The organism is Parabacteroides caecihominis, from assembly GCF_023656785.1.
Taxonomy (GTDB): domain Bacteria; phylum Bacteroidota; class Bacteroidia; order Bacteroidales; family Tannerellaceae; genus Parabacteroides; species Parabacteroides segnis.
Window position 1 is genome coordinate 1 of the sequence record NZ_JAMOKS010000005.1, and the last position, 25,887, is coordinate 25,887.

At 44.0% G+C, this 25,887-nt stretch carries 18 protein-coding genes; 14 read left to right on the top strand and 4 right to left on the bottom strand.

The window, feature by feature from the left end; genetic code table 11:
• Window positions 1–412: 412 nt before the first annotated feature.
• A complete protein-coding gene (locus tag NBH14_RS04915) occupies window positions 413–1,624 on the bottom strand; it encodes an MFS transporter (RefSeq protein WP_186958541.1) in 1,212 nt (403 codons plus the stop codon).
• A 226-nt stretch (window positions 1,625–1,850) separates the two neighbouring features.
• Here NBH14_RS04915 and NBH14_RS04920 point away from each other — a divergent pair, with 226 nt between their 5' ends.
• The 3 genes from NBH14_RS04920 (at window position 1,851) to NBH14_RS04930 (ending at window position 5,853) form a co-directional block, all read left to right on the top strand.
• Window positions 1,851–4,268, top strand: coding sequence for an ABC transporter permease (locus tag NBH14_RS04920; RefSeq protein WP_186958542.1), 2,418 nt, complete (start codon window positions 1,851–1,853; stop codon window positions 4,266–4,268).
• Window positions 4,269–4,338: 70 nt separating this feature from the next.
• Window positions 4,339–5,139 (top strand): DUF4846 domain-containing protein, encoded by an 801-nt coding sequence (locus tag NBH14_RS04925; RefSeq protein WP_186958543.1) that lies wholly within the window; start codon window positions 4,339–4,341, stop codon window positions 5,137–5,139.
• Window positions 5,140–5,289: 150 nt separating this feature from the next.
• Window positions 5,290–5,853: a DUF4840 domain-containing protein gene (locus NBH14_RS04930; protein WP_186958544.1), complete on the top strand. Its 564-nt coding sequence runs from the start codon at window positions 5,290–5,292 to the stop codon at window positions 5,851–5,853.
• Between the two features lie 184 nt (window positions 5,854–6,037).
• Here the strand turns inward: NBH14_RS04930 and uvrA are convergent, their stop codons facing one another.
• The 3 genes from uvrA to NBH14_RS04945 form a co-directional block, all read right to left on the bottom strand.
• Window positions 6,038–8,824, bottom strand: a complete 2,787-nt coding sequence (gene uvrA / locus NBH14_RS04935) for an excinuclease ABC subunit UvrA (RefSeq protein WP_186958545.1) — start codon at window positions 8,822–8,824, stop codon at window positions 6,038–6,040.
• A gap of 147 nt (window positions 8,825–8,971) precedes the next feature.
• The gene (locus tag NBH14_RS04940; RefSeq protein ID WP_186958546.1) at window positions 8,972–10,090 is read right to left on the bottom strand and encodes a helix-turn-helix domain-containing protein; all 1,119 of its coding nucleotides are present in this window, start codon (window positions 10,088–10,090) and stop codon (window positions 8,972–8,974) included.
• Window positions 10,087–11,277 (bottom strand): helix-turn-helix domain-containing protein, encoded by a 1,191-nt coding sequence (locus tag NBH14_RS04945; protein WP_186958547.1) that lies wholly within the window; start codon window positions 11,275–11,277, stop codon window positions 10,087–10,089. Before NBH14_RS04945 ends, NBH14_RS04940 begins: the two co-directional genes overlap by 4 nt.
• 418 nt (window positions 11,278–11,695) lie before the next feature.
• Here NBH14_RS04945 and NBH14_RS04950 point away from each other — a divergent pair, with 418 nt between their 5' ends.
• The 11 genes from NBH14_RS04950 to NBH14_RS05000 all read left to right on the top strand — a co-directional run bounded on the left by NBH14_RS04950 (window position 11,696) and on the right by NBH14_RS05000 (window position 25,881).
• On the top strand, window positions 11,696–12,295 hold the full coding sequence (locus NBH14_RS04950) for a DUF3575 domain-containing protein (RefSeq protein WP_186958548.1): 600 nt from the start codon (window positions 11,696–11,698) through the stop codon (window positions 12,293–12,295).
• Window positions 12,296–12,306: 11 nt separating this feature from the next.
• Window positions 12,307–13,743, top strand: a complete 1,437-nt coding sequence (locus NBH14_RS04955; protein ID WP_186958549.1) for a DUF3868 domain-containing protein — start codon at window positions 12,307–12,309, stop codon at window positions 13,741–13,743.
• A gap of 48 nt (window positions 13,744–13,791) precedes the next feature.
• A complete protein-coding gene (locus NBH14_RS04960) occupies window positions 13,792–15,528 on the top strand; it encodes an Mfa1 family fimbria major subunit (RefSeq protein WP_350464040.1) in 1,737 nt (578 codons plus the stop codon).
• Between the two features lie 206 nt (window positions 15,529–15,734).
• Complete coding sequence (locus tag NBH14_RS04965) at window positions 15,735–16,769, top strand: FimB/Mfa2 family fimbrial subunit (protein ID WP_186958551.1); 1,035 nt, start codon at window positions 15,735–15,737, stop codon at window positions 16,767–16,769.
• Window positions 16,770–16,783: 14 nt separating this feature from the next.
• A complete protein-coding gene (locus NBH14_RS04970; RefSeq protein WP_186958552.1) occupies window positions 16,784–17,926 on the top strand; it encodes a hypothetical protein in 1,143 nt (380 codons plus the stop codon).
• A 1-nt stretch (window position 17,927) separates the two neighbouring features.
• The gene (locus NBH14_RS04975; protein WP_250817213.1) at window positions 17,928–20,312 is read left to right on the top strand and encodes a DUF4906 domain-containing protein; all 2,385 of its coding nucleotides are present in this window, start codon (window positions 17,928–17,930) and stop codon (window positions 20,310–20,312) included.
• A 99-nt stretch (window positions 20,313–20,411) separates the two neighbouring features.
• The gene (locus NBH14_RS04980; RefSeq protein ID WP_186958553.1) at window positions 20,412–21,941 is read left to right on the top strand and encodes a glycoside hydrolase family 10-like protein; all 1,530 of its coding nucleotides are present in this window, start codon (window positions 20,412–20,414) and stop codon (window positions 21,939–21,941) included.
• Window positions 21,942–21,950: 9 nt separating this feature from the next.
• The gene (locus NBH14_RS04985; protein ID WP_128134165.1) at window positions 21,951–22,802 is read left to right on the top strand and encodes an AraC family transcriptional regulator; all 852 of its coding nucleotides are present in this window, start codon (window positions 21,951–21,953) and stop codon (window positions 22,800–22,802) included.
• Between the two features lie 125 nt (window positions 22,803–22,927).
• Window positions 22,928–23,842: a DUF5119 domain-containing protein gene (locus tag NBH14_RS04990; RefSeq protein ID WP_250817215.1), complete on the top strand. Its 915-nt coding sequence runs from the start codon at window positions 22,928–22,930 to the stop codon at window positions 23,840–23,842.
• Window positions 23,843–23,898: 56 nt separating this feature from the next.
• The gene (locus NBH14_RS04995; protein WP_186958554.1) at window positions 23,899–24,852 is read left to right on the top strand and encodes a fimbrillin family protein; all 954 of its coding nucleotides are present in this window, start codon (window positions 23,899–23,901) and stop codon (window positions 24,850–24,852) included.
• 96 nt (window positions 24,853–24,948) lie between these two features.
• A complete protein-coding gene (locus tag NBH14_RS05000) occupies window positions 24,949–25,881 on the top strand; it encodes a fimbrillin family protein (protein WP_186958555.1) in 933 nt (310 codons plus the stop codon).
• Window positions 25,882–25,887 lie beyond the last annotated feature (6 nt).

Below are 25,887 nucleotides of genomic sequence, written 5' to 3' on the forward strand. Positions count from 1 at the left end.
TTTCATTCTTTTCTTGCCGGCACATATTCAATTACTGAAAGACAGAGATACGAAAAATTTCCTCTTTAAAGAACGTTTGGAACGAATTCGACTCAAGGATATCAATGAATGGGCATCAAAAAACTATCGCCAAACCTAGTCTCCATGCGGAATCAAACACTAAAAAAAGTATGCTAAAATGAGAACACTTTACTGAACACCCTACCTGTAGGGGTGCGACAAGATTGAAAGGGCTGATATTTATCTTGTGCCGCCTCTACAGGGCGGAAAGGGAAGAGCGGGTTTTCATAAACCCAGGGTTAGAACCCTGGGCTGGTTTGTTAAAGCCTTACAGGCTTACATTGACACCGTAAGGGCGGTTCGCGAACCGCCCCTACCAACGACGCTACATTCATTTTTGATAAAAATTGAATTATCTAAACGCCTTGCTGAACGTGGTCATCAACAGAATACAAAGTCCCAGCAAGCCGACCACCATATAAGCATATTCCATATTAAAAGCCTGCGAGATTGCCCCGATCAGTAATGGTGCGACAAGCGAACCGATAAAACTAATACTTGAAAGAATGGTAAGCGCAATCCCTACCGGTGTTTTCGACTTTGCTCCGACAAGGCTATAAATAGTAGGAACCATACTCGAAATCCCCAGTCCGACCAACATAAATCCGAATGAGTTGACAATCACCTTCAAGGCCATCGAATCAACCGTACTGCCTAATAAGGCGGAAGTAAAGAACCCGATAAAAATAAAAGCGCCGGACAATTGCAACACCCGCTGCTTTCCCCATATCCGGTACGCATAATTAGCCAGAAAGCGACCGACAGTCATCATCACCATAAACACCAGAAAGCCAATCTGCAATGATTTAGGCACCTGCAAAACCGATTCAAAATAGACACCGCTCCAGTCAAACATCGCACTCTCAACCACCAAAGCGAACAAACCGACCAGCCCCAACTTAATCAGCAGCATCTCCGGCTTCTTTATATATTGCCATTTCTCCGACTTATCTTCTACAGCTTCCTCCTTCACTTCTGCAGTAGATACATCATCCTGCAAATACCTGCGGCTCATCATGGTAAGCAACAGTATCAATGCAGCTACCAACGTAAAATGCCAGAACGGAGTAATATCCGAAACGATCATAATAAAACCGATCAACGCCCCCAGACAGGCAGCCAGACTCCATCCCCCATGAAAAGAAGCCATGATCGTCCGCCCGTAAAGCCGCTCTATCCCGATCCCCTGTGTATTCAACGATATATCACACAGATTCCAGAACACGCCAAAACAAAACAGAAACACCCCAAGCATATAAATATTCAATGCCGTCCCAATCGCAAATAGAGAAAGGGCATATCCCATAATACTGATCTGCACCATAATACGACTTCCCAGCTTAGACACCAGATAACCCGCCAGCGGGATCGCCACAAACTTCCCTACCGGAATCATAAACAGCACAATCCCCCAATACAGAGCATCATTCACCGTAAAGATTTCCTTAATATCAGGAATACGACTTGCCCAACTTGAAAAGCAAAGCCCCTGAGCAAGAAAAAAAGAAAGAACCGCAAAACGTATATGTTCTTTCGAATAAGCTACATGGTTATTAGAATCCATTTCGTCAGATATTTATTGAACGGTTAAAAATAGACATATTTTCGTTATACCGGGCACCAATCTGTGAAACAAAAAATAAATATACAATTCAAATTGTGCGTTTATGAACACCAAACGTGCGATAAAGCACTCACCCTTCAATAGCCACAATAGAACAAACAACTATATAACAGGTATTTAATTCATGGCACATTTTTTGATTATTATCATTCAATAATACTTTATCATGATTAGACACTATTTCAAGACAGGATTCAGAAACCTGCTAAAATATAAAACCCAATCCTTTATCAGCATAATAGGATTAGCAATCGGATTGACCTTTTTCACCGTTGGGTACTATTGGTATAGATATGAAACATCTTACGACAGCTTTTACCCGGAGTCGAAACATACCTATAATATTTATACGATCGACAAACAGACTGGAAAAATGCAGCCAGGTGCCCCCGTCATTTTATGCGCTGAATTAAATGAAAACTTCCCCGAAGTTAAATATGCCGCTACTTTATCCAATGCTGGGGGCATATATACTTCTGATAATAAAACAATCGGTACCCCCTTATTTAAATGGGTAAATCAAAACTATACCCGGCTTTTTCCTCCCAAAGTTATAGCCGGAAACATGACTGATCCCATCCCTACAACCGAAGACGGAACAAAAACGAATCTGATGGTAACCCGCAAATTCGCTTTGAAATACTGGAAAACCCCGGAAGAGGCTATTGGTAAAATACTCACCGACCAGAATAAATTCACAAAGACAATAACGGCCGTTATTGAAAATCCACCCTCAAACAGTATTTTTCAGGCAGATGGCTATTATAGTATCCAAGTCGATAAAAGCCATTATACTACCCGTTCGCCGGAATATTACTGGAATTATCCACCTAATGAAATGTATGTATGCCTCCATGAAAATACAAATGTAAAAGCATTCAGTCGGAAGCTACGCACCTATTCGATAAAAAATCAGCTAAACCCTAATTTATATATCGAAATAACCCCTATCACTAAAACAAGATACCAATTGGGAGCGGAGATGTCCTTCAATCTAAACTATATCCGAACCTTTGTTGTTTCCGGATTATTATTGCTATTCTGTACTCTGTTCAATTTTATCAACTTACAGGTCAATCGCATCTTTGAGCGTTCCCGCGAATTTAAGCTACGAACCTCTCTGGGAGCAGTAAAAAAGAACTTGTTCTGCCAGATCATCATTGAAATTTCTATTCAGGTACTGTTAGCTTTGTTAGTCGGGGTTTCCCTGATAGAACTGACAACCCCTTATATCGAACAATTATTGGATACATCTATTCAAAAACAAGAATTATTCATAGATTTATTACAGACAGGAATATTCGGCTGGACTCTTCTGTTATCAATCGTCCTGCTTATCATCAGCCGCTTTATCCATAGGCAATCAAACGATTTCAAAGTGGGTCCCCAATTATTCCATACGACCAACAATGAATGGATCCGCAAAATCAGTATCGGACTACAGTTAGGTATTTGTGTCGGCTTCATGTTTACCGCACAAATATTATTCCTACAGATCAACCGGATGAAAAATACAGCGATGGGATTTGATACCGACAACCTTATACAGGTTAATATATCCTCACAAATCTACTCACAATTCACTGATGAGATAAAACAAATACCAAGTATTACAGATTGCATTCGCGGAGGAAACTTCCGGCTAAGTCATGATAACTGGCATACCGAAAAAGAAATAGGATGGGAGAACAAACCAGCCAATGCTTCTTATGAGATTCAGATGATACAGGCTGGCATAGACTTCGCACAGAAGATGAAAATTACATTGCTGAAAGGACGTTACCTGGAAGATACAGACATGCAATCAGATGATCCGTCCGGTATCGGATGCCATAAAGTACTTATCAACGAACAAATGGCCAATCTGCTTGACACCACCGATCCGATCGGAAAAATGATTAGCAGAAAAGATTATCTTCTAAGAGGAACGGACGAGACACCTCCCCTTTATTTTGAAATAGTAGGAGTCGTAAAAGATTTCCACGGGCTAAGCCTTCGAAATCCAATACCTCCTACAATCATTGAATATTGGAATTTCTATGATTACTATTTATATTTACGGACTTTACCCGGAAAGGAAAAAGAAGCATTAAAAGCTGTAAAGGAATTGATCAGTCGTATAACCCCCGAAGGATTTCCGTTGAGCGAGACAATGACAGTTAACGAACAGTTGGAAATACTGACCCGCACTGAAAACGCCAGTCTCCGGTTATTCACCTTACTGGCTGTTTTATGCGCATTAATTTCCATCTTTGGTATTTATTCTATTTCTTCGTCCAATATGCAGCAGCGAAAGAAGGAAATAGCCATCCGCAAAGTGATGGGAGCTACGTCGCGGGAGATCATTGATATGTTCTTGAAAGAATACACAATAATCACTTTGACTGCCAATGCCATCGCTTTACCTGTCGGCTATCTGTTCGCCCAAAAATGGCTGGAACAATATCCGCAGAACGTTCATATCCAACTCTGGATGTTTATAAGTATCCTGCTGGCTACTATTCTGTTAGTTATACTGACAGTCTTAGGACAAGTGATTCGGGCCGCAAACGGAAATCCGGCAGAAGTTGTAAAAAGCGATTAAAACTAAATGATGGGGACAAGAACCGGAAATAACAGAAAAAATCCGTATGTTTGCCGTAAACCTTCCGAGTATGACAAACAGAATATTACTGATTTTCCTGTTGTTTTTCTGCAAAACCTTGCTTTCAGGACAAACTATTGCAGAACGAATAATGCCTCCCGAAGGATATGTCCGAACAGAGGTAACAGCAAATTCTTTTGCTTCATATCTCCGTCAGCTACCTCTGCAACCGGAAGGAAGCAAAGTTCTGCTTTATAATGGAGAGGCAAAGCGTAATCAACTGGCTGCTTATGCCGTCGTCGATCTGGATATCGGGAAACGTGACCTTCAGCAGTGTGCCGATGCCGTTATCCGGCTGAGGGCGGAATATCTTTACGGACAGAAACAGTATGCAGCCATCCACTTCAATTTCACGAACGGCTTCAATGCCGAATATACCAAATGGGCAAAAGGCAACCGTATCCGTGTGAACGGCAATACGGTGTCGTGGTATCCATCCAAAGGCGAAGATTATTCCTATAAAACATTCCGTTCCTATCTGGATATGGTATTTTCCTATGCAGGAACAGCCTCCCTATCAAGAGAACTGGCTCCGGTCAATTACCAGGATATGAAGATAGGTGACGTATTTATCCAGGGCGGTCACCCGGGGCATGCCGTTATTGTCGTCGATATAGCCGTTCACCCAAAGACAAAAAAGAAAGTATTCCTGCTGGCACAAAGTTATATGCCTGCCCAACATATCCATATACTGACCAATCCGGTAAACTGGAAAAAATCCCCCTGGTACGAACTGGGTGACTCGGATGATGGAAAAGTCTATACCCCGGAATGGGTCTTCAATAAAAAAGATCTGAAACAATTCAAATAAAAAAACGTTTCAAAAGCAGCTACATATCAACGCATTACATTTAAATATATTATTTTTCTCATTTATTATTCAATAAAGATGCAGCCTTTTTGCAGCTTCTATCATCTTATTAGTCGTACATAATTTATTAACACTAAAATAAAAGAAAAAATGAAGAAGACGTTGAAATGGTCGCTTATGATGATGTTAGCAGTAGTTGGTTTAACTTTTGCTTCTTGCAGTGATGATGATGATGACACTCCAACAGTAGGAACTGTAGAAGATGTTAATGGCGAATTTACAGGAAAGATGACTTATGCAAAAGAAGCAAAAGAAGCAGCAGCTACAGGTACGACCCTGGAACTGAAAGTTGCAAATGACTCAATTCAGTTTGAGAAATTCCCTTATCAAGCATTAGTTGTAGAACTTTTGGGTGAAGAAGCATCAAAACCTATCATCGAAGAGATTGGCGAATCACTGAGTTACAAAATCAACTATACAGCAACAATGAATGCTGCAAAAGATTCAGTTGTAATGACTTTAAAACCGGAACCATTAAAAATCGATGTTGCTGGTGTTGAAGTTACTATTGAAGCAGAAAAGACAGCTTCATATGCAGTTAAAGACAAAAACTTAAAGTTCACTATTAAAGCTGCTAATGTAAAAGTAGGCGGAATAGACTTCCCTGGTGGTTGGACTCCGATGGACTTGTCTTTCGATATGAAGAAGAAATAAGACTAATTCTATCCAATATTAACGGAGGATGTTTCATTGAAAGCATTCTCCGTTTTTGTATTCCAACAATAGGTTCTATATAATTATGTATAGCGCGTCAAACTTTTCTCTCCTTCCGGCATGCGAATTAACATGTAACCGGAAGGAGATTCTTATATTCAACAATCTTTTCAGGATTGGTCTACTACAATTTCTCTTTCAAATAATGCCCTGTATAAGATTCCGGGCATAGGGCCACCTCTTCCGGCGTTCCGGCACAAACCAGATAACCGCCGGCGTTACCTCCCTCCGGTCCTAAATCAATCAGGTAATCGGCACATTTAATCACGTCCATATTATGTTCGATGATTACTACCGTATGCCCTTTATCAATTAATGCGTTAAATGCTTTCAGCAGGGTCTTTATATCATGGAAATGCAAACCCGTAGTCGGTTCGTCGAATACGAACAAAGTCGGCTGCTGCTTTTCCTGCCCCAGGTAATAGGCCAGCTTCACACGCTGGTTCTCACCGCCGGACAAAGTCGAAGAAGTCTGTCCCAGTTTGATATAACCCAGGCCGACATCCTGCAACGGCTTCAACCTTTTGACGATCTTCTTTTCCTGCGAACCGGTATGTGCTTCGAAGAACTCGATTGCCTGGTTGACAGTCATTTCCAGCATATCATAGATATTCACACCATGATATTCCACATCCAGCACGTCCTGTTTGAAACGCTTTCCATGGCAGCTTTCGCATTCCAGCGTGATATCCGCCATAAACTGCATTTCCACCGTGATACGACCGTCCCCTTTACATTCTTCACAGCGTCCGCCTTCCTTATTAAAAGAGAAATAGGCAGACGTATATCCCAGCTGTTTTGCCAGCGGCTGTTCACCGAACAGTTTACGGATCTCGTCGTAAGCACCGATATAAGTCACCGGATTCGAACGCGAACTCTTACCGATCGAGTTCTGGTCGACAAACTCGATACCCTGTATCATCTTCATATCACCTTCCAGGCCGGAACAATCCACCATCAGCCGGGCCGCATCATCCAGATAATGCTTTACCCCTTCGTAAAAGATATCCCGTACCAGCGAACTCTTTCCCGAACCGCTGACACCGGTAACAACCGTCATCACGTTCAACGGAAATTTCACATCCACCCCTTTCAGGTTATTCTTACGGGCCCCTTTCACCTCTATATAATTATTCCACAAGCGGCGGAAAGCGGGAACTTCAATCTTATCTTCACCGGTCAGATAACGGACCGTATAACTGTCGCTGCTGGTTTGCAGGTTATTCACATCCCCCTGGTAGACCACTTCGCCACCCAGACGTCCTGCCTTCGGACCTATATCTATAATATAATCGGCCGAACGGATAATATCTTCGTCATGTTCCACCACGACCACCGTATTACCCAACGCCTGTAACTGACGCAACACCTTTATCAGCAAATCGGTATCTCTCGAATGCAACCCGATACTCGGCTCATCCAATATATATAAGGAACCGACCAGGCTGCTGCCCAACGAAGTCGCCAGGTTGATACGCTGGCTTTCACCACCCGACAACGAAGCCGAAAGACGGTCAAGCGTCAGATACCCCAGCCCGACATCCAGCAGGAACTGCAAGCGGTTCATAATCTCCGTCAACAGACGTTTTGCCACAGCCGCATCCGTTTCGTCCAGCACCAAGTTATCAAAAAAGGCTTTTGCTTCCGTGATAGGCAATGCCACCAGTTCAGCAATATTCTTGCCGCCTACTTTCACATAGAGCGCTTCCGGTTTCAGGCGGGCCCCTCTACAGGAAGGACAAGTCGTCTTTCCCCGATAGCGAGCCTGCATGACACGGTATTGTATTTTATAAAGATTCTCTTCTACAAACTTGAAAAAGTCGTCGATGCCGTGCAAGCCGCGGGCACCATGCCACAACAGGTCTTTTTCCTTCTGCGTCAGGTCGTAATACGGACGATGTATCGGGAAGTTGTATTTCTCGCTCTTGGCGATAAACTCCTTCAACCACTCTCCCATCACTTCGCCTTTCCAGCAGACCACCGCCCCCTGAAAGACCGACAGGCTCTTATCCGGTACCACCAGGTTCTCATCGATACCCAGCACTTTTCCGAATCCTTCACAGACCGGACAGGCTCCCAGCGGATTGTTAAAGCTGAACATCATATCGGTCGGTTCGATAAACGTGATACCGTCCGCTTCAAATTTCTTGGAATATTCTTTTACCACCGTCCCTTCGGCAGCATAGATACGGATGATACAGGTATCATGCCCTTCAAAGAACGCCGTTTCCGCCGAATCAGCCAGACGGCTTTTCAATGTCTTGTCGTCCGAAACCATCAGACGGTCGACCAGCAATTCAATAGTGGGAGAACCGAGCAATGCCTCATCCGCCAACACTTCCTGGATACGGTAAGCCGTGTCGTTGATCGACAAACGGGTATATCCTTCTTTCTGTAAAATCTCCAGCTGTTCCTTCATGCCGCGACCTTCCGGCAGAACTACCGGGGCGAACACGGCAAAGCGGGTACCGGCCGGATATGCCAGAACCTCCTTCACGATGTCTTTCACCTGATGCTTTTTCACTTCCATCCCCGACACAGGCGAAATCGTCTTGCCTATCCGGGCATAAAGCAGCCGCAGGTATTCATATATTTCGGTAGATGTACCCACCGTCGAACGCGGATTGCGGGTATTCACCTTCTGCTCGATCGCAATAGCGGGCGGAATGCCTTTGATATAGTCGCACTCCGGCTTGCTCATACGCCCCAGGAACTGGCGGGCATAAGAAGAAAGACTCTCCACATAGCGGCGCTGCCCTTCGGCATATAACGTATCGAAAGCAAGGGAGGATTTTCCGCTGCCGGATAATCCGGTTATCACGACCAGTTTGTCGCGCGGGATCTCTACATCAATATTCTTCAGGTTATTAACACGAGCCCCTTTGATAAATATAGCATTATTTTCAGACATAAATCTTTTCCTAATAAGGATACAAAAATAGCAAAAAGAAACGAGAACCTGAATTTAGTACAGAGGTATTCGGGTTTGTTATTATTTATTATCTATTATCTTTGAACCGGATAAGAGACTTTCGCATATCTGTCTGAATTACATTTTTTAATCTACGGAAACAGAATCGTTTTTTACCATTTTTTTAGCTCGGAAATAACTTCGATAATTACTGAATCCAGCATGAATTACAATCTCCATCAAAGATATTTTTTGCTTTCTTTGTACAGCCTCCGCCTGTAATCTTTCAACTTCCTTCAATCGGTAATTATTGATAAAACGATTGAAATTCACCTCATACTCTCTATTTATAAATGCTGATATATAAGTTCTATTGGAGAAAAGATCCTTGGCCATGTCGGTTATTTTGAATTCCGGGTTTAGATAAGGTTTCTTATCCTCTAAATACTTCTCGACTCGCTCCCGCCCCAATTGCGCATAATTCCCCAACGCAGTCATTTCCTTTTCTTTGGCAGTAACAGGTTCGATAATCACATAATTCTCCGAAAGGATATTCAGGCACAGCACAATATGAGTAAAGACTGCCGGCAACGTTGTAAATATCCAAATAAACCCCAGCTTATTGAATAACCCGATACCCAATATCAATCCGGCTATCGGCAAAGTTTGCAGCAGGACCCTGAAGATAATGATAAAGGATAGCCAATCCAGCGACATCCGGTAAATATCAGCGGAATAATCAGTTACCTGACGTTTATAGGATTTTATGCGAAGCAAGCTCAATACAGAATATAAAATACTCAGCAAAATACAGACGATAAACGTAATGTCGATTATCGCACTTGTCAAGCTTACCTCATTATCGTAAATAGCAGTCCATCGTTGCTGGAACGGCACTATAAAGGCAATCACACAAATAGTTACAGTCAAACACGACGGAAGGATGAAATGGTATACCGGAAAACGCCTCCGTTCGCCTATTCCCGTAATAATATAGGTAATCAGGTACAGGAATATGGGAATAAAACTGAACGAGGAAAAGAAAACAGGCAGGTATGTTATGAAAGCGTCGCGGGCGACAGAATGCATAACCAATCCACTCCAGTACAACATTATCAAACAGTACACAGTGATTATGCTGTAATGTATTTTCCGATTGACTGTATTGGAAGAGCGAGTTATGTCAAGCGAAATCATGATGAGGCCGACCGCAGCGCTTACCACAGGTATTGAAAAAACTATTGCACGTCCGATATCTTGATTCATCCTTTTTTATTTATTGGTGGTTCCTTGTCAGTCTGTTCTTTATATGTATTTTCCAATTGAATCGCACGCTGGAAATGTCTAGAGTCTTTGAACCCCGCCATGGTCATTACCTGATACGGATTTTTTCGTTCGTTCGAAGGATGCGCTATCAGAGTCTGGTATTCCCTGATCCGACATTGGTTCAGGTAACGCCTGAAATTCACCCCGTAAGTTTGATTGATGAAATTGGACATCACGGTACGGTTTACCCCCATCGCCTCGGCCATATCAGTCAGTTTGAAATCAGGATCGAGGAATGGTTTTTGTTGAGACAAATAGTTTTCGAACGCCGTCCTGTTCAATTGTCTGCGGGTGTCATCCAGCGTAGGGTACTGTTTAGCGATCAAACCGTTGGTCCCGATCTCATTTTCATTGCCTGAAAACAAATCAAAGGTCTTGTAAGAGAGATATTGTCTACGGATAACCTGATATGTAAGCAAGATCTCCTGAGCCATAATGCATAACGCATTCAGCCGAATAATCCATTGGCTTGTGCCGACCAACGAAGGCAAAAAAGCGATTAGAAATATCGCGATAGAAAGTATGAAAAACACGATGAGCCAACGCGATGACTTTATACTGAGATATTTTCGATCCGTATCAGCCTTTTGAAATACCGTCTGCCTATAATACCGCAACAATAACAGGCCGGTCGGAACAATATAGGCCACCGCTGCGATAAACCGCAGTAAAAGACTGGATATAAAAAACGCCGTATATCGCTCAAATAATGACAATCCGGTAAAAATTCCTCCCTCGGGAGGCGATATCCAGGCTGCTGTTATCAGGATAATAGCGAATGTGGGTACCGGCCAAAGATAATTCAGTACGGGAAAGTTTTTCTTTTTCCCTAAATAGGCCAGGTAATAAACGATGTTGTAGAACAATACGGGAATATAAATATACGACAGGGCAAAAGGAATATCGACCGGAAGGAATATCGGATCGTCAGAGAGCACATGCCATAAAGCAGATGACCACCATATAGCTATCAGAATACAATAAATGCTCACGACCCGCCTTAATTTCCTTTCGGCAAGATTGCGATAATTCCATATCAATAATAAAGTAAAGACCGAACATATGACCGAACAAAATATCGGTAAAATATAGGTCATCAAGTTGCTGTATGTGACAAATGCTCCCATGTCAATCGAATTCAAATTATTCTTCTCGAGTGTGTGTTTCTGCTGGCTTTTTCCGGTGCACTTAAATTGCTTAAGTAGACAGTCATAAACTCACTGACATTACGGTATACAAAGATAGCCTTTTTTACTGCACTTATTTGTATTACAACTGTTAATAATGACTCCGCGCACTTCAAAAATGAATCAGACTTTGATGATTTGACATGCCCGTTACAAAATTGCAACTTGCGTAAAATGGTCATTACGATTTTACCGATATGATTTATACGTTTTGACACTATGCGATAACAAATACGCCGTTCCTTTGTGCAAAACAAAAATAAAGAAAGCGAGGTCACCGCAACTGACCTCTTGAGACTGTCTATGCAAGAACAGACTATAAAATTTACAACGTAATAATTAACTATAGCCATAAAATATGCACAATGGAATTATAAAACGAATATTGGTCCTGCTGGTAGTTGCCACCGCCGGTATGATGCAGGATACGAAAGCCCAGGACGTGGCCATCAAGAGTAATGTTCTGGCAGATGCTTTCCTGAATCCGAATTTGGGAATAGAGATCAGACTCGCACCTAAATGGACTTTGGACGCTACGGGACAGTTCAACGCATGGACACTCTCGCACGACCGGCGCTGGAAACACTGGGCCGTTCAACCTGAGGTCAGATACTGGTTCTGCGACCACTTCTCAGGGCACTTCGTAGGTGCTCACATTCATGGCGGACAGTATAACATCGGAGGTTTTGACGGAAAAATCAACATCCTCGGCACGGATGCCCGCAAGCTGAAGGATACCCGTTATCAAGGCTGGTTCGTCGGCGCGGGTATCGCTTATGGTTACACGTGGATACTGGGGCGGCATTGGAACCTTGAGGCGGAAATAGGCTTGGGCTATTCCTATACACGCTATGACCGCTTCCAGTGTGCCGGGTGCGGCAGAAAGTTAGAAACGGACAAACCACACCACTACGTGGGGCCAACGAAAGCGGCAATCAACCTTGTTTATGTATTTTAATCGTGTACAAAATGAAAAAGACAATATATATCCTATCAACCCTTTTGGGCATGGTTACGGTAGCAGAAGCACAAATCGCAATCGACATGCGGAAACAGGACATCGTGGACGGTGTTTCCGTGGAGAATCTTAGAATGGAACGCAACGGCGGGTACATCGCCATAGACATGCTTTGGGATTTGTCAGGGCTTGACGTGGACGATAATCGTGCCGTGCTTCTTACACCATGGCTAGTTAATGGCAATGACTCGCTCGACCTGCAATCGGTAGGGGTTTACGGCAGGCGACGTTACTATTTCTATGTACGCAACGGCGAGAGCATGCTGTCGGGCAAGGATGAAAAGAGCTATAAGGTCTCGGAGAAGCCCAGTACCCTCGAATACCACAATATGGTGCCATACGCCGAATGGATGAACGGCTCCGTGCTCTCGCTTCATCGCAACGACTACGGGTGTTGCAACACTTTGTTGGCAGAGCAGAACGGTATGCTCGGACGACACACCGAAGCATTTTTCCCCGAACTGGTATATGTACGTCCACAAGGACAGATCGAAAAACGAGATTCACTCGAAGGCTCGGCGTTCATCGATTTTCCGGTGGACCAAACGGTAATTTATCCGGATTATCGACGCAACACCGCCGAACTTGGAAAAATACAGTCGTCGATCGACTCCGTACAAGGCGACATGGACATAACCATCACTTCGGTATGGCTGAAAGGCTACGCTTCGCCCGAAAGTCCTTATGCGCATAATAAAGAGTTAGCTATCGGACGTACGGCAGCACTGAAGAAATACATACAGCAACTCTACCAGTTTGAAGACGATGTAATAACGACCGACTACGAACCGGAGGATTGGGCAGGATTACGCCGCTACGTGGGACAGTCGAATCTTGAACATCATACGAAAATCATCGCCTTGATAGACAGCGATTTAGAACCAGACACCAAAGAGCTGGAAATAAAACGTGCCTATCCTGCGGAATACCGCTTCCTGTTACAGAACTGTTATCCGGCATTGCGTCACACTGACTACCGCATAGTCTACACAATCCGCAGTTACAGTGACGTGGAGGATATAAGACGAATCATACGTGAACGGCCGCAGAAACTAAGCCTGAACGAGTTCTATCTCGCCGCACAGGAGTATGAACCCGGTACGGATGAGTTCGCTGAAGTATTCGAGACAGCGGTGCGCATGTTTCCGGATGACACCATCGCCAACCTGAACGCCGCCAACGCTGCCATGCGACGTGGCGACCTCACGGCCGCAAAGCGTTACCTTGCCAAAACGGACAATTCGCCCGAGGCTGTTTATGCCCGAGGAGCACTAGCCATCCGGCAAAAGGATTACGACAGTGCCCGACGCTACCTGAACGAGGCGAAATCGCTCGGATCAGAACAGGCCGGCATCACGCTTGAACAGCTTGAAAAAGGGAAACATTAAGGATAAACAAGATAATATATTATTAACAAAATTAGATTACAAACATTTATGAAGATGAATAAATTATTTTTAGGTTTGTTCGTATGTACCGCATTGTGTGCATGTTCGAACGATGAATCGGGAATCATTCCGGATGACACACCGAATGTTTTCACAGGAGACGAAGCGTACATCAATGTCCGCCTCGCTGATGCAGGCACACTTACAAGGGCGCAAGAAGGTGGCTTTGAGTACGGAATAAACGAACAGTCCGTAAAAAACGCCTACTTCTACTTTTATGATGTAGACGGTGCATTCGTAACACAAGGCAATGCTTGGGCTGGTGGTAACGCCTCGACGACAACCCCTGCCGGAAACATCGAATTTGTAAGCAACAATGTAGTTGTATTGAAAGGGCTGGACAAAAAGGACTATCCTAAGTATGTGGTAACGGTACTCAACAAACCGACCAACTTCGTGTATGGAAAAACACTCGACGAAATGCAAACGGTGCTTGCAGACAATAACGCGGAAGGTATTTATTACCCGGAAACGACCAATAACGTCACTACCAATTACTTTACCATGAGTACTACGAGCTATACCGATACCAATCGGACAAAGTATTTCGTGACGGAAGTTAAAGAGGATAATTTCTCCCTTGAACCGATAACAGATGTGAGTGCCATTAGCAATGCGGTGACTGTATATGTGGAGCGTCTGGCTGCCAAAGTAACCTTGAATGTATCCAATGAACTTCCAAAGGATGTAAATGGGCGTTATCCGATAAAAGTCACTGTAGCAGGCGAAGACAACTCAGCCGGAAGCGGTAATATCGCTTCGGAAGACCTTTATGTGGAACTGCTCGGATGGAAATTGAATGCCACGGCGAAGAAATCGTACATGGTCAAGAACATAGATGCAACTTGGGCAGATAATGACTTGGGGTTTACATGGAACAGACCGATTGACTATCGTAGCCACTGGGGCAAGTCGTTCAACTACGGTTTGTCCGGCTATCCTGAAAATGCAGCGGGAGTTCCCGCCAATTCCACATATCTGAATTATGTCGATTTGGAAAACGACTTAACCGCATTGGGAACCCCTGCCTATTGCGCCGAGAACACCAACACAAACACCATCGTGACTGGCAACTTTCCTTCTGCCACTACGAGTGTCCTGTTGAAAGCCAAGATATGCGATGCAAGCGGTAATGCACTCGACCTCGTACGTTACAATGGTGTACTGTTCAAACAGGACTCCTTCCTCGAATACGTACTCAACGTACTGAAGACGAAAAACCAACTGAACATGTGGTATGAAGACGGTCAAGATGATGGAGGTAATACAAAATATACCCAGATTGGTAAAGAGTATGTGAAGTTGGAGAATATGGGTGACGGAAAAGTGAAAGTGGTATTTACGAATGAGAATGAAACCTCATTATATACAGAAGACGGCTCCAACAGCTCGGATCAAATCATCGCCGCTCTTAACGATAATTTGGCCGCTGCTTCTGCAGACGCCATCGCTTACAACGGTGGATCGATGTACTACAATATACCTATCGAACACCTCAACAATGGCGATATCGCAAACGGAACTATTCCGGAAGCCAAATACGGTGTGGTGCGCAATCACCACTACGTAGTCACCATTGACAAATTGGAAAATATAGGCAAGGGGATCTTTGACGAAGACGAAAAAATCGTTCCCGGCGAAGATCCGGACGGTGACACTTATTACGTTGGCGCGAAAATCAATATCCTTTCCTGGAAGATTGTCAGCCAAAATGTGGAACTTTAATTTTTCTTGAAACAACCTTTATCTTATAAAACAACCATTCCATGCGGGATAAACCCCTCATGGAATGGCTTTAGAAAAGCGCTTCCGCTCCGGCGCAAAGAGAGGACGGAACCGGAAAGGGTGCATCTGCCATTTCCCACCGAAAATGAAAATCCCCTGCGGTATTTTCCGCAGCATACATATATAAAATAAATAATATAAATCAAATGAATATACGGTCTTACATAAGAAAAATAAACGTCAAGTCGATGGTGGTCATCGCTTGCACCTCAATGCTATATGCCTGCGACAGCTTAATCTATGACGATGAGGGCGACTGCTCAGTGAACTACCGTGTGAAGTTCCGCTACGATTACAACATGAAGTTTGCCGACGCCTTTGCCCACGAAGTGAACGTAGTGACACTTTACCTGCTCGATGTCAACGGCAAGGTGGTTTGGCAACGTACCGAACAGGGAGAATCCCTTGCGGCAGATGATTATGCCATGACCATAGATGTAGAACCAGGCGAATACAACCTGCTCGCTTGGTGTGGCACAACTGACAAAGGTTCTTTCTCAAGACCTGCAACAACCGTCGGCAAAGAACTGACCTGCACGCTTAACAGACAATACGATGCCGGGAACAAGGCATTCGTCAATGAAGACCTCGACCGCTTATTCCACGGGCGACTGCCGGAACAGACGTTCGGTGAAACCGAAGGTACGTACACTTATACTATACCGTTGGTGAAAAACACCAACAACGTCCGAGTGGTGTTACAACACCTCTCGGGAGAGGCAGTGGACAAAGACAAGTTCATCTTCACCATCACCGATACTAACGGGAGCATGGACTGGGACAACACATTGCTACCCGACGAACCGGTGACTTTCTTCGCATGGCATACCGACGCCGGGGAAGCAGGCATAGACTCCCAGTCCGAAGAAATACAGACTGTGTCTCGCGCCATTTTCAGCGCAGCCATAGCCGAACTGACCGTACCACGTCTTGTAAAAGGACAGAAAACACAGCTCACCGTGACCAACAAGGAAACAGGAAAACCAGTTTTCTCCATTCCTCTTATCGACTATGCCTTGCTTGTGAAAGGTTTCTATAACCGGGATATGAACGATCAGGAATATCTCGATAGGCAGGACGTATACGACATGGTGTTCTTTCTCGATAAAGGTGACCGTTGGCTCGATGCCTACATTTACATCAACTCTTGGAAAGTAGTACTGCAAAACAACGAATTGTAATAGGAGGAATACGAATGAAGAATGTGGTAAAACATATCATCATGGGGACTCTGATGCTCCTTGCGTTGTGGAATACCTCATGTAGCCATGAAACGGAAGTCTTCGGCATATCCGATAAAGAAACAGCTCTCGGCATCGGTCTCAGATTGCCCACTAGAAGCCCGGAGACCGGTGATGGCTATGAAGTTGGCGAAACCTATGAAAACTATATAGACATAGAAAATAACAACTACAGGATTTATTTTTTCACTTCCGACAATAAGCTCATCGCTCGTTTTGAGCCGGACGGTTTCGTAGTAACTGAAAAAAACGATTACAGGGATTATAATGTGCTTGGCAAGGCACCCGCCGCTTTGGCCAATCACAAAAACTTCAAGATGGTCGTGCTGGCCAACTGGCCGCAATATGGCGACGATACGATGAAAACCGGAGAAACGTTGCTTGCGGATATCTGTGATGCCGGCTGGGGGCAGTTCGATAGTTTTTCTTCTTTCGAGTTGAAACCGGAACGACTGATTCCTTTCTATGGTGTCCACGAATACAATAATATAGAGTTCAAGTCCGGAGAGGCCACATTGCTACCCGAGCCTGTCACTCTACTCCGTGCCGTGGCAAAAGTGGAGATGATACTCAAAACGGATGACTATTTCGACTTGTCGTTCAGTGAGGTGAAGGTTCGTCGCTATAATAAGAAAGGAAATTGTGCCCCAAAAGACATTTTTTCACAGGACGACTACGACCACGGTGGTAAGTGGAACAACGATTACGTTAACGACTTGCACCTTGTGGGAAATAGCAACGATGCGGAAGAAAAAATACAAAACTTCCGCTTTGCAAGCCAGTGGATTGATATTGACGGAAATAAATATGAGAAATGGATTGCTTACCTGCCTGAATACCAAAATATCGACGCAGGCGACAAATACGCATGTATTGAAGTAAGGCTCGATGCCCAGACTGGCGAGGACGAACCGTATAAAGTCTATTTCGCAAATTACGATGAGAGTGGAAAGACAGATAATAACGACAATACCAAGCGTTTCGACATCAACCGAAACATCCTCTACCGTTTCACCATCACCGTCCGCGACAACAGGCTCACTGTGAACGTGCAAGAATGGAAATATACTTATGATAATGAATATACTTTTGACTGATATGAAACATTACTTTTTAATCATACTTCTATTGGGAACCATCGCAATGGGAGGTTGCACAGAAGAACTGCAACTGGAGATAAGTGGAACAAATGGGGCAGGTCTTGATGAAGGCGAACTGACGGAAGCCGTATTGAATTTATCTGTCAATACATTTGCCGTTGAAGCACAAGCAGAGACAAGGGCGTCTATACCAAGCGGCACACCTGAAAAGGAGACTTCGGAAGAAAAAGAGATATACAACATCTGGGTGTTCCAGTACGATGCGACAACAAAAGAACTGCTGATAAAGCCGCGTTACTATACCATCGCCGACCAAGCAATGTTGCAAAACCTACCCGTATATCTGAAAGCCGGAGTTCCGTCCATTGTATATGTCGTAACCAACACGAGCTATGACAACTGGGCCAACGATGGTACGGATGCTTCATGGCAAAAGTTTGAGAAATTGGAACAACTGAAGAAACAGACCCTGCCTACCGCTTTTCCATTACGGTCGATAGATCTGGTGTCGATACCAATGGACGGAGCAAGCGAAGAAGTGGAAGTAACGACAGGTATTACGGTCACAGTACCGGTTACACGTATGTATGCCAAACTCAAAGTAAAGGTAGAAATGCTGAAGGAAGAAATGAAGCTGAACAACGTCAACGTAAGGCAAATTCCGAATATTTGCCGGGTAGAGACATTCGCCGGCGATGGAAATGGAGAGCCGATGGATGCAGTTCCATTTCCTGACGGAACGACATTCAGTTCCATAGCCTTTGCCGCCTCGGATTTGGAAAAAAATGAAGATAAAGAATGGGCTGTTTTCTATGTCCCAGAAAACCTGCAAGGGGAAATAGAAACTCAGGGCGGCAACAAGTCTGATGCAGCTCCCTCCAATGCGCTTGTGGTAGATGTAACCACCGAAATCGGTGGTGAAAGATATCTCTATGCAGCTTATCCCGGAGGAAACTCATTCAATAATTTTAATATACAACGTAATCAAGTTTACCGTATGACTGTGACTGTCACAGGAGAGAAAGGCCAAAATAATCCATCATCCAACTGTTTTGTTATAAAACCAAACGATTTCCTCTCTTTTGAGCCTTATTATCGTGTAGAGACAGGAGGCGGATATAATTTTGCAGACTATTTAAGTCCTCATGACGAGAATCTAAAAATAACTCGTGTCGGCATTATCTGGCAAACCAAAGACTGCATCGGTGATAATACGAATGGAACGTTGGTACAACTCGGTGAGAACACAGGCGACATTCATCAGAAAATCTATGTTAGAGCGCAAAAGAAAGGGAATGCCTTGATCGGTGCTTATAATAGCAAGGGAGACATTATATGGTCCTGGCACATCTGGGTTACAGACCATGAGCCGGACAATCTCGGCAGAGCTGTTACTTATTACACATACGACTGGGACAAGAACGGCATATATCCCGAGAAGCCACGCATTCAGGGCTATGCCGTCATGTCATGCAACCTTGGCGCATTGGCGGAGAATCAAAAAGGTCTGGAAAATGGTCTCCATCGGTATCCGGATGAAACGACGCAGGCTTTCGGCATGCTGTATCAATGGGGACGAAAAGACCCGTTCCCTCCATTACGCAATATTATAGGTGAACATCAGGATTATAACGACGAACATACAGATCTGCATTATGACAACTCCAACCAGATTGAAGTGCATAAGACATCCCTTACCGATGAAAACAAGCTGTTCCATTCGGTGATTGGAAGCACCCTGACCGGAGCTGTCAGACACACCATCGCCAATCCCACGGTTTTTATCAGTGGAACGAACGAAGTTAACCGAGGTGAAAATTATGTGCAAACAAGGGGTAACTATTTCAATAATGGAGACTGGTGTCCAACAGGAGAAAGCGACAACAAACTTTGGGGTGGACTGGAACCGGCCTCCGATGGAATGAAGGCCTACACAATTAACCAGACTAATAATGTACATATATACGATAACTACGGAACGGAAAAATCCATTTTCGACCCCTGCCCCACAGGCTGGAGGGTTGCCTCGGGTGAATTGTGGCTCGAATTTACAAATACGGGGCTCAATCCGGGATCTATGAGTGATATCAATTATGACGACAAGTTTCCGGACGGATATGGAATGAATATGTATATGCAGCAATGGAAAGACGGTCCGACGTCTTATTTCCCGACACAGGGAACACGTGTGGGCGATGGAGGAGGTATTCGCACAAACAGTTGCGGGAACTACCATAACGCAACCACGGACACGGACAACCGGGTGAACATTTTGCATATTCATGAGAATTATGGTCTGTTCCATATATTCGAATACCAATTCTATTTTTATTATGCAAAGTCGGTAGCTGGACCGATCCGATGCGTACGCGATTCGAAGTGAAACAGCCCTCTTTCTTCTGCGCTCAGTCTCACTTTTATTTCTTATCTTTGCCGTGGAAATGAAGAAAGTGTTACAATAATCTCAAACCAGACAATATTCATGAACAATCAATATATCCGCCTGCTTCTGGCAGTGGTCCTTTGTGTAGTTACCTCCTGTTCGACTACACGCCAACTTCCTGTCCGTGAGACAGAAGGAAAAGACAAACGGGAATTCAGAGGAGCCTGGATACAAACAGCTTTCCAGGGAGAATATAAGGATATGACTCCCGCCCAGCTACGGAAAGATTTCGTGCGTAAGTTGAATTACCTGCAATCCTGCGGTATCAACGCCATCATCTTCCAGGTCCGTCCCGAAGCCGATGCTTTCTATAAATCGGACATCGAACCCTGGAGCCGTTTCTATACCGGACAACAGGGCGTCGCTCCGGCAGGCAATTTCGATGTGATGGAATTTCTGATCGAAGAATGCCACAAACGGAATATGGAGTTCCATGCCTGGCTGAACCCTTACCGCGCCAGCACGGCTGGCAACACCCGTTTTGCCGATTCGCATATTTATAACAAACACCCGGAATGGTTCGTTACCTATAATAAACAGATCCTGTTCGACCCGGGATTGCCCGAAAGCCGCCAGTTCATTAATAAGGTAGTACGCGACATTGTCAGCCGTTACGATGTGGACGCCATCCATATGGACGACTATTTCTACCCCTATCCGGCAGCCGGCATGCCTTTCCCCGATGATGACAGCTTCCGCAAATACGGACTGAACAAAGGATATACCAATGCACAGCGCAGTGACTGGCGCCGGGAGAACGTGAACACCCTGATCCGCGAACTGAAACGGACCATCCTGCTCACCAAACCCTGGGTGCGTTTCGGCATCAGCCCGTTCGGTATCTACCGTAACAAGAAAAGCACGTCCGACGGTTCCGGTAGCGACACCAACGGCCTGCAAAACTACGACGACCTCTATGCCGACATCCTTCACTGGGTGAAAGAAGGCTGGATAGACTATAACATGCCACAGATATATTGGGAGATAGACCATCCGGCAGCCGACTATATCACCCTGATCCAATGGTGGAATAAGAACGCAACCCTCGAAGGTCCCCATCTCTATATCGGTCAGGACGTGGCACGCACCATGAAAGCCAGCCAGCTGACCCGCAAAATGCGTTACGAACGCGCCCTGTCGAAAGTCAAAGGCAACTGCTTCTGGCCTGCCAACGAACTGTTGTGGAACAACAAAGGCGTAGCCGACAGCCTGAAAAGGAACTACCACCGTTATCCGGCACTGATCCCGGCCTATACCCATATGCACAATCGGGCACCGCAGGAGGTGAAAAAGCTGAAAAAAGAATGGACTGCCGACGGTTATATGCTTCACTGGAAGGCCGAACAAAGCCCGACAAATCCGGAACTTGCCTCCTACTTTGTCGTCTACCGTTTCGAGGATAAAGAACCGATCGACCTCAGTAACCCGGCAAAAATCGTAAAAATCACCCGTAACACAAGATATTTAATGCCTTATGATAACGGAAAGAAAAAATATCGCTATATTGTGACCGCCGTAGACCGTTTTCATAACGAGAATACGGGAAAAAGTATAAAGGTAAAATTATAATGACCGTCTATGTTCTCTCCGGACCTTAGATACAGCAAATTTACGGATTGTGGCTCCTGTGCCGAATACAGGAGAAACATCTTTAAATATCGTTCCTATCCCAAAGGACTTATCATCCCACGGGAACGTTGTTTGCAGAATACATTGTATTTTCTGCTGAAAGGTTCCGTGCAAGTCAATAGCGAAGAACATCCCAATACCATTTTCAGTGCAGGCCAGTTCATCCTGCAACCGATCGGCTCGAAGGTCGAATTCAAGATCCTCGAAACCGCCGAATGTATCCTGTACCTGTTTGAACGCCCGATCAATATCTGCAACGAACGTTTCAACAAAGGGGCCAGCATAGCAGAGACCTCCCGTATCGAACCGATTGTAATGAATATGTGCCCGCCGTTACAGTATTTCGTGGAAGGGGTACGGATGTACCTGAACGACGACCTGCTGTGCGCCGGTTTCCTGAATGCCAAACGGACGGAACTGGTCTACCTGCTCAATTGCTACTATACATTAAAAGAACTGGCCGCTTTCTACTCGCCGATCTACCGGTACAGCAAAAGCTTCCGTTACTTCGTCATGCAGAATTATATGAAGGTAAAAGATGTGGAAGCCTTCGCCCAGATGGGTGGCTACAGCACACCTACTTTCCGCCGCCTGTTTAAAGAGACATTCGGCGAACCCGCTTACCAGTGGATGCTGAAAAAGAAATGTGAAGACATCCAGAACGACTTAACCACCACCGAAATGTCTATTTCAGAGATCAGCTACAAATACGGTTTCGAATCGCTTTCCAACTTTTCCCACTTCTGCCGGACCAATTTCGGCATGTCTCCCCGTGCACTTCGCAACAAGAAAGAGGAATAACCAGTAAAAATCAACAACTTTCGCAGTTTTTACAACTTATTGAATAGAAAAAGCAATTTTACGTCTGCTTTTTCCCGATACATTTGCGTCAGAAACAAGAAGAATTGACTTTCAACGCATATTAAATGATGATAAGAAGTGAACTAGGTTGCTCGTGCGGAATCGCAGTCTGTATATTAATGATCATTACATGTTTCATTAAATGCAGTTCGGAAGAAAAGCCAGAGCAGTCTTCCTACGGTTTCATTTGGTATTCGTTGAAATGGGAACAGGCCATGAGCGGCTATGAAAGTCCGAAGAAAGTTCGTTATTGCTTTTATCCTTTGGAAAAGGGTGCAATGATACAGATCGAGAGTGACACAAGCGGTCTGAAGTTCACACTGCCACCGGATACATACCGTTTACTGGTTTTCAATTGCGATGCCGACAACATCCAGTTCCGCAATATGAATTCATTTGAAACGGCAGAAGCATTTATCCCGGAAACGAAAGCGGCCGGGGGCACGACATCGGGACGCATTCCTTTATATGGAATAGCCATCGACAACCTGGTAGTGGAAGCCAACAACGGGACAAACAACCAACGTGAGTTCAGTCCGGCTTCATTGATCCGCGAAGTAACGCTCGACATAAAAGTCGAGGGTATGGAGTACATAAAAGAATGCAAAGGGCAGCTGACAGGCGTACCTGCCGCTTTCAACCTGAGCAAGCAAGAGATCGTATTGGACAGAACAACAACAGTTAACTTTGAAACAACAACCTCAGCGGAAGGTATAAAAACAAATGTATTGATATTAGGCACTCCCCCCAAACAAGGAACAACCCCACCTGCCCTCCCCAAAAACGAAGTACAGCTGGATTTCACCCTCAATGACGGAAGTACCACCACTTCCACCCTCGACCTGGGCAACTCGATCGGAGAAACGGAAGGAAACAAAGTAAATGTAGACGTATCAGTAACGGTAGAAAAAGACGCATCCTTCACAGTCACAATCAACAAGTGGGAAGTCTCTGCCGGCGATAACATGGTCATCGAATGAATTGAATGATAAAAATAAGCAACGAATAAAGTAATAACAATCTAATTTTTATAATTATGAAGACATTAGTATTAAGTATGATTTCAATTGCTGCAACAATTGCAGCAATGACCGCTTGTACAAGCGAAGGTGATCCAATAGATAATATTGATAATGGACAACCGGTGGAGATACAGTTGAATGCTGGGATAGTTGCTACAACTAAAGCCGCAGTTCCAAGTACACTAACAGCAGATCTAGATGTGATGTTTATCAGAGCGACAGATGCAGCTAGCGCAGATTGGACAACGGCAACTCCTCTTTTCGCTAAAATAGCAAAGGATTCTCCAAATGGAATAACATTCTATACAACAAATGATAGAGATATTAAAAGTAAACAATATTACAACACCAGTGAAACCCTTCCTTCTTGGTTAGCAGGTTATTATATAGATAATCTCGAAAACACCTCAACAGATAAAAATAAAATTAAATTTACTATAACAGGTAATGAAGATATTTTAGCAACAAAAGGTTTATCAGGAACCAAAAAAGTAGCTTTTCAATCATTCACCTTCAATCACCTGTTATCACAAGTAGAAATAACGCTAAAAGGAGATGCTGCTGCACAGGCAAACTACGGTGAAATATCCAAAGTGGAACTTACTAATTTAGCAACAGGGTTGGAACTTACATTATCTGAAAATGCTCCTGTTATTGCTGCAAATGGTTCAGAAACCAGCACCATTGAAATTTTTAATAATACCAGTACGGGAGTAAATATTACTGCCGACGGAAATACATTAACAAACATTCCCATGATTTATAAAACAGGAACAACTCTAAACCTCAATGTTTATTTAAAAAATGATCAAAGCACACCCATTCCAGTTACAGCAACAATAACAGACGGGTTAGAATCAGGTAAAAAACATGCTATCACGTTAAATTTCAAGGAAAAAATAACAGCAACAGCAAGTATAACTGCATGGGATGAGAACGGCCATACAGGTTCTGGCGAAGTTGATTAAGCATATATATAGAGACTCATCGTTTTTCTATAATATGAAAACGATGAGTCTTTAAACTTTATAATTCACATCACATTCACCCCTAAGTGATCATTTATGAAATTACCAATTTCATTTCTATTGAGCTTCATTCTCATCCTCACCGGATGCAGCAATGAAATCGGGATAGAAGAGGAACCTCATCCGATAAACGAAGTTCCTGTTCCCATCCTGATTATGCCAAAAGGGATTGATGCTACAACTAAGGCATTAGTAGATGTATTCACAAATGATAATATTAATGAAATAGGTATTTACGGTACAAGTAGTACAAAAGTTATTTACAACGGAATCTCTCCCAGCCAGATAGGAAGCAATCAGGAATTAATCTTTACAAACCCATCACTGGTTTATCCGACAGAAGGAAATTCAATCACTTTAGCCGGATATTATCCCCGCCAATCAAAAGGTACAGCCTATACAATCAATAATAACTCTTTAGAGTTCACATTGACCGGTGAAGAAGATTTAATGCATGCCGCTCCAATCAATGCCGGAAACAAAAAAACACCGGAAGCTGTCAACCTAAACTTCACCCACAAACTAACCAGTGTAAAATTCAACCTGGTAAACGGGACAGAAAATATGTTGCCTGACGGAAATATATCCATTACGACCGATGCTCCCAATAGCGGAAGTCTGGATCTGTCGAATGGCATAGTAACAATCGACCAAACTTCCACAACAACATTCACATTATCAACCGATATCAATGCAAACACAATGGCCAGCAAAGAGACAATATCCGTAAACGGAAATCTAATGCTATTCCCCAAACTAGCTTATACTTTCAAACTAAAGATTGGCGATCAATCTTATAATATACAGATAGACACAACCAACTCACCAGCATGGGAAGCAGGCATTTCCTATCTGTTGACAATCACAATCAAGAAATTAAACACTCTAAAATCATTCACTAAATCGGACAACAAAGCCGGATCGTCATCAGATTCTTTCGTTCAAGGCAATATCATACAAATAAAATAATGACAA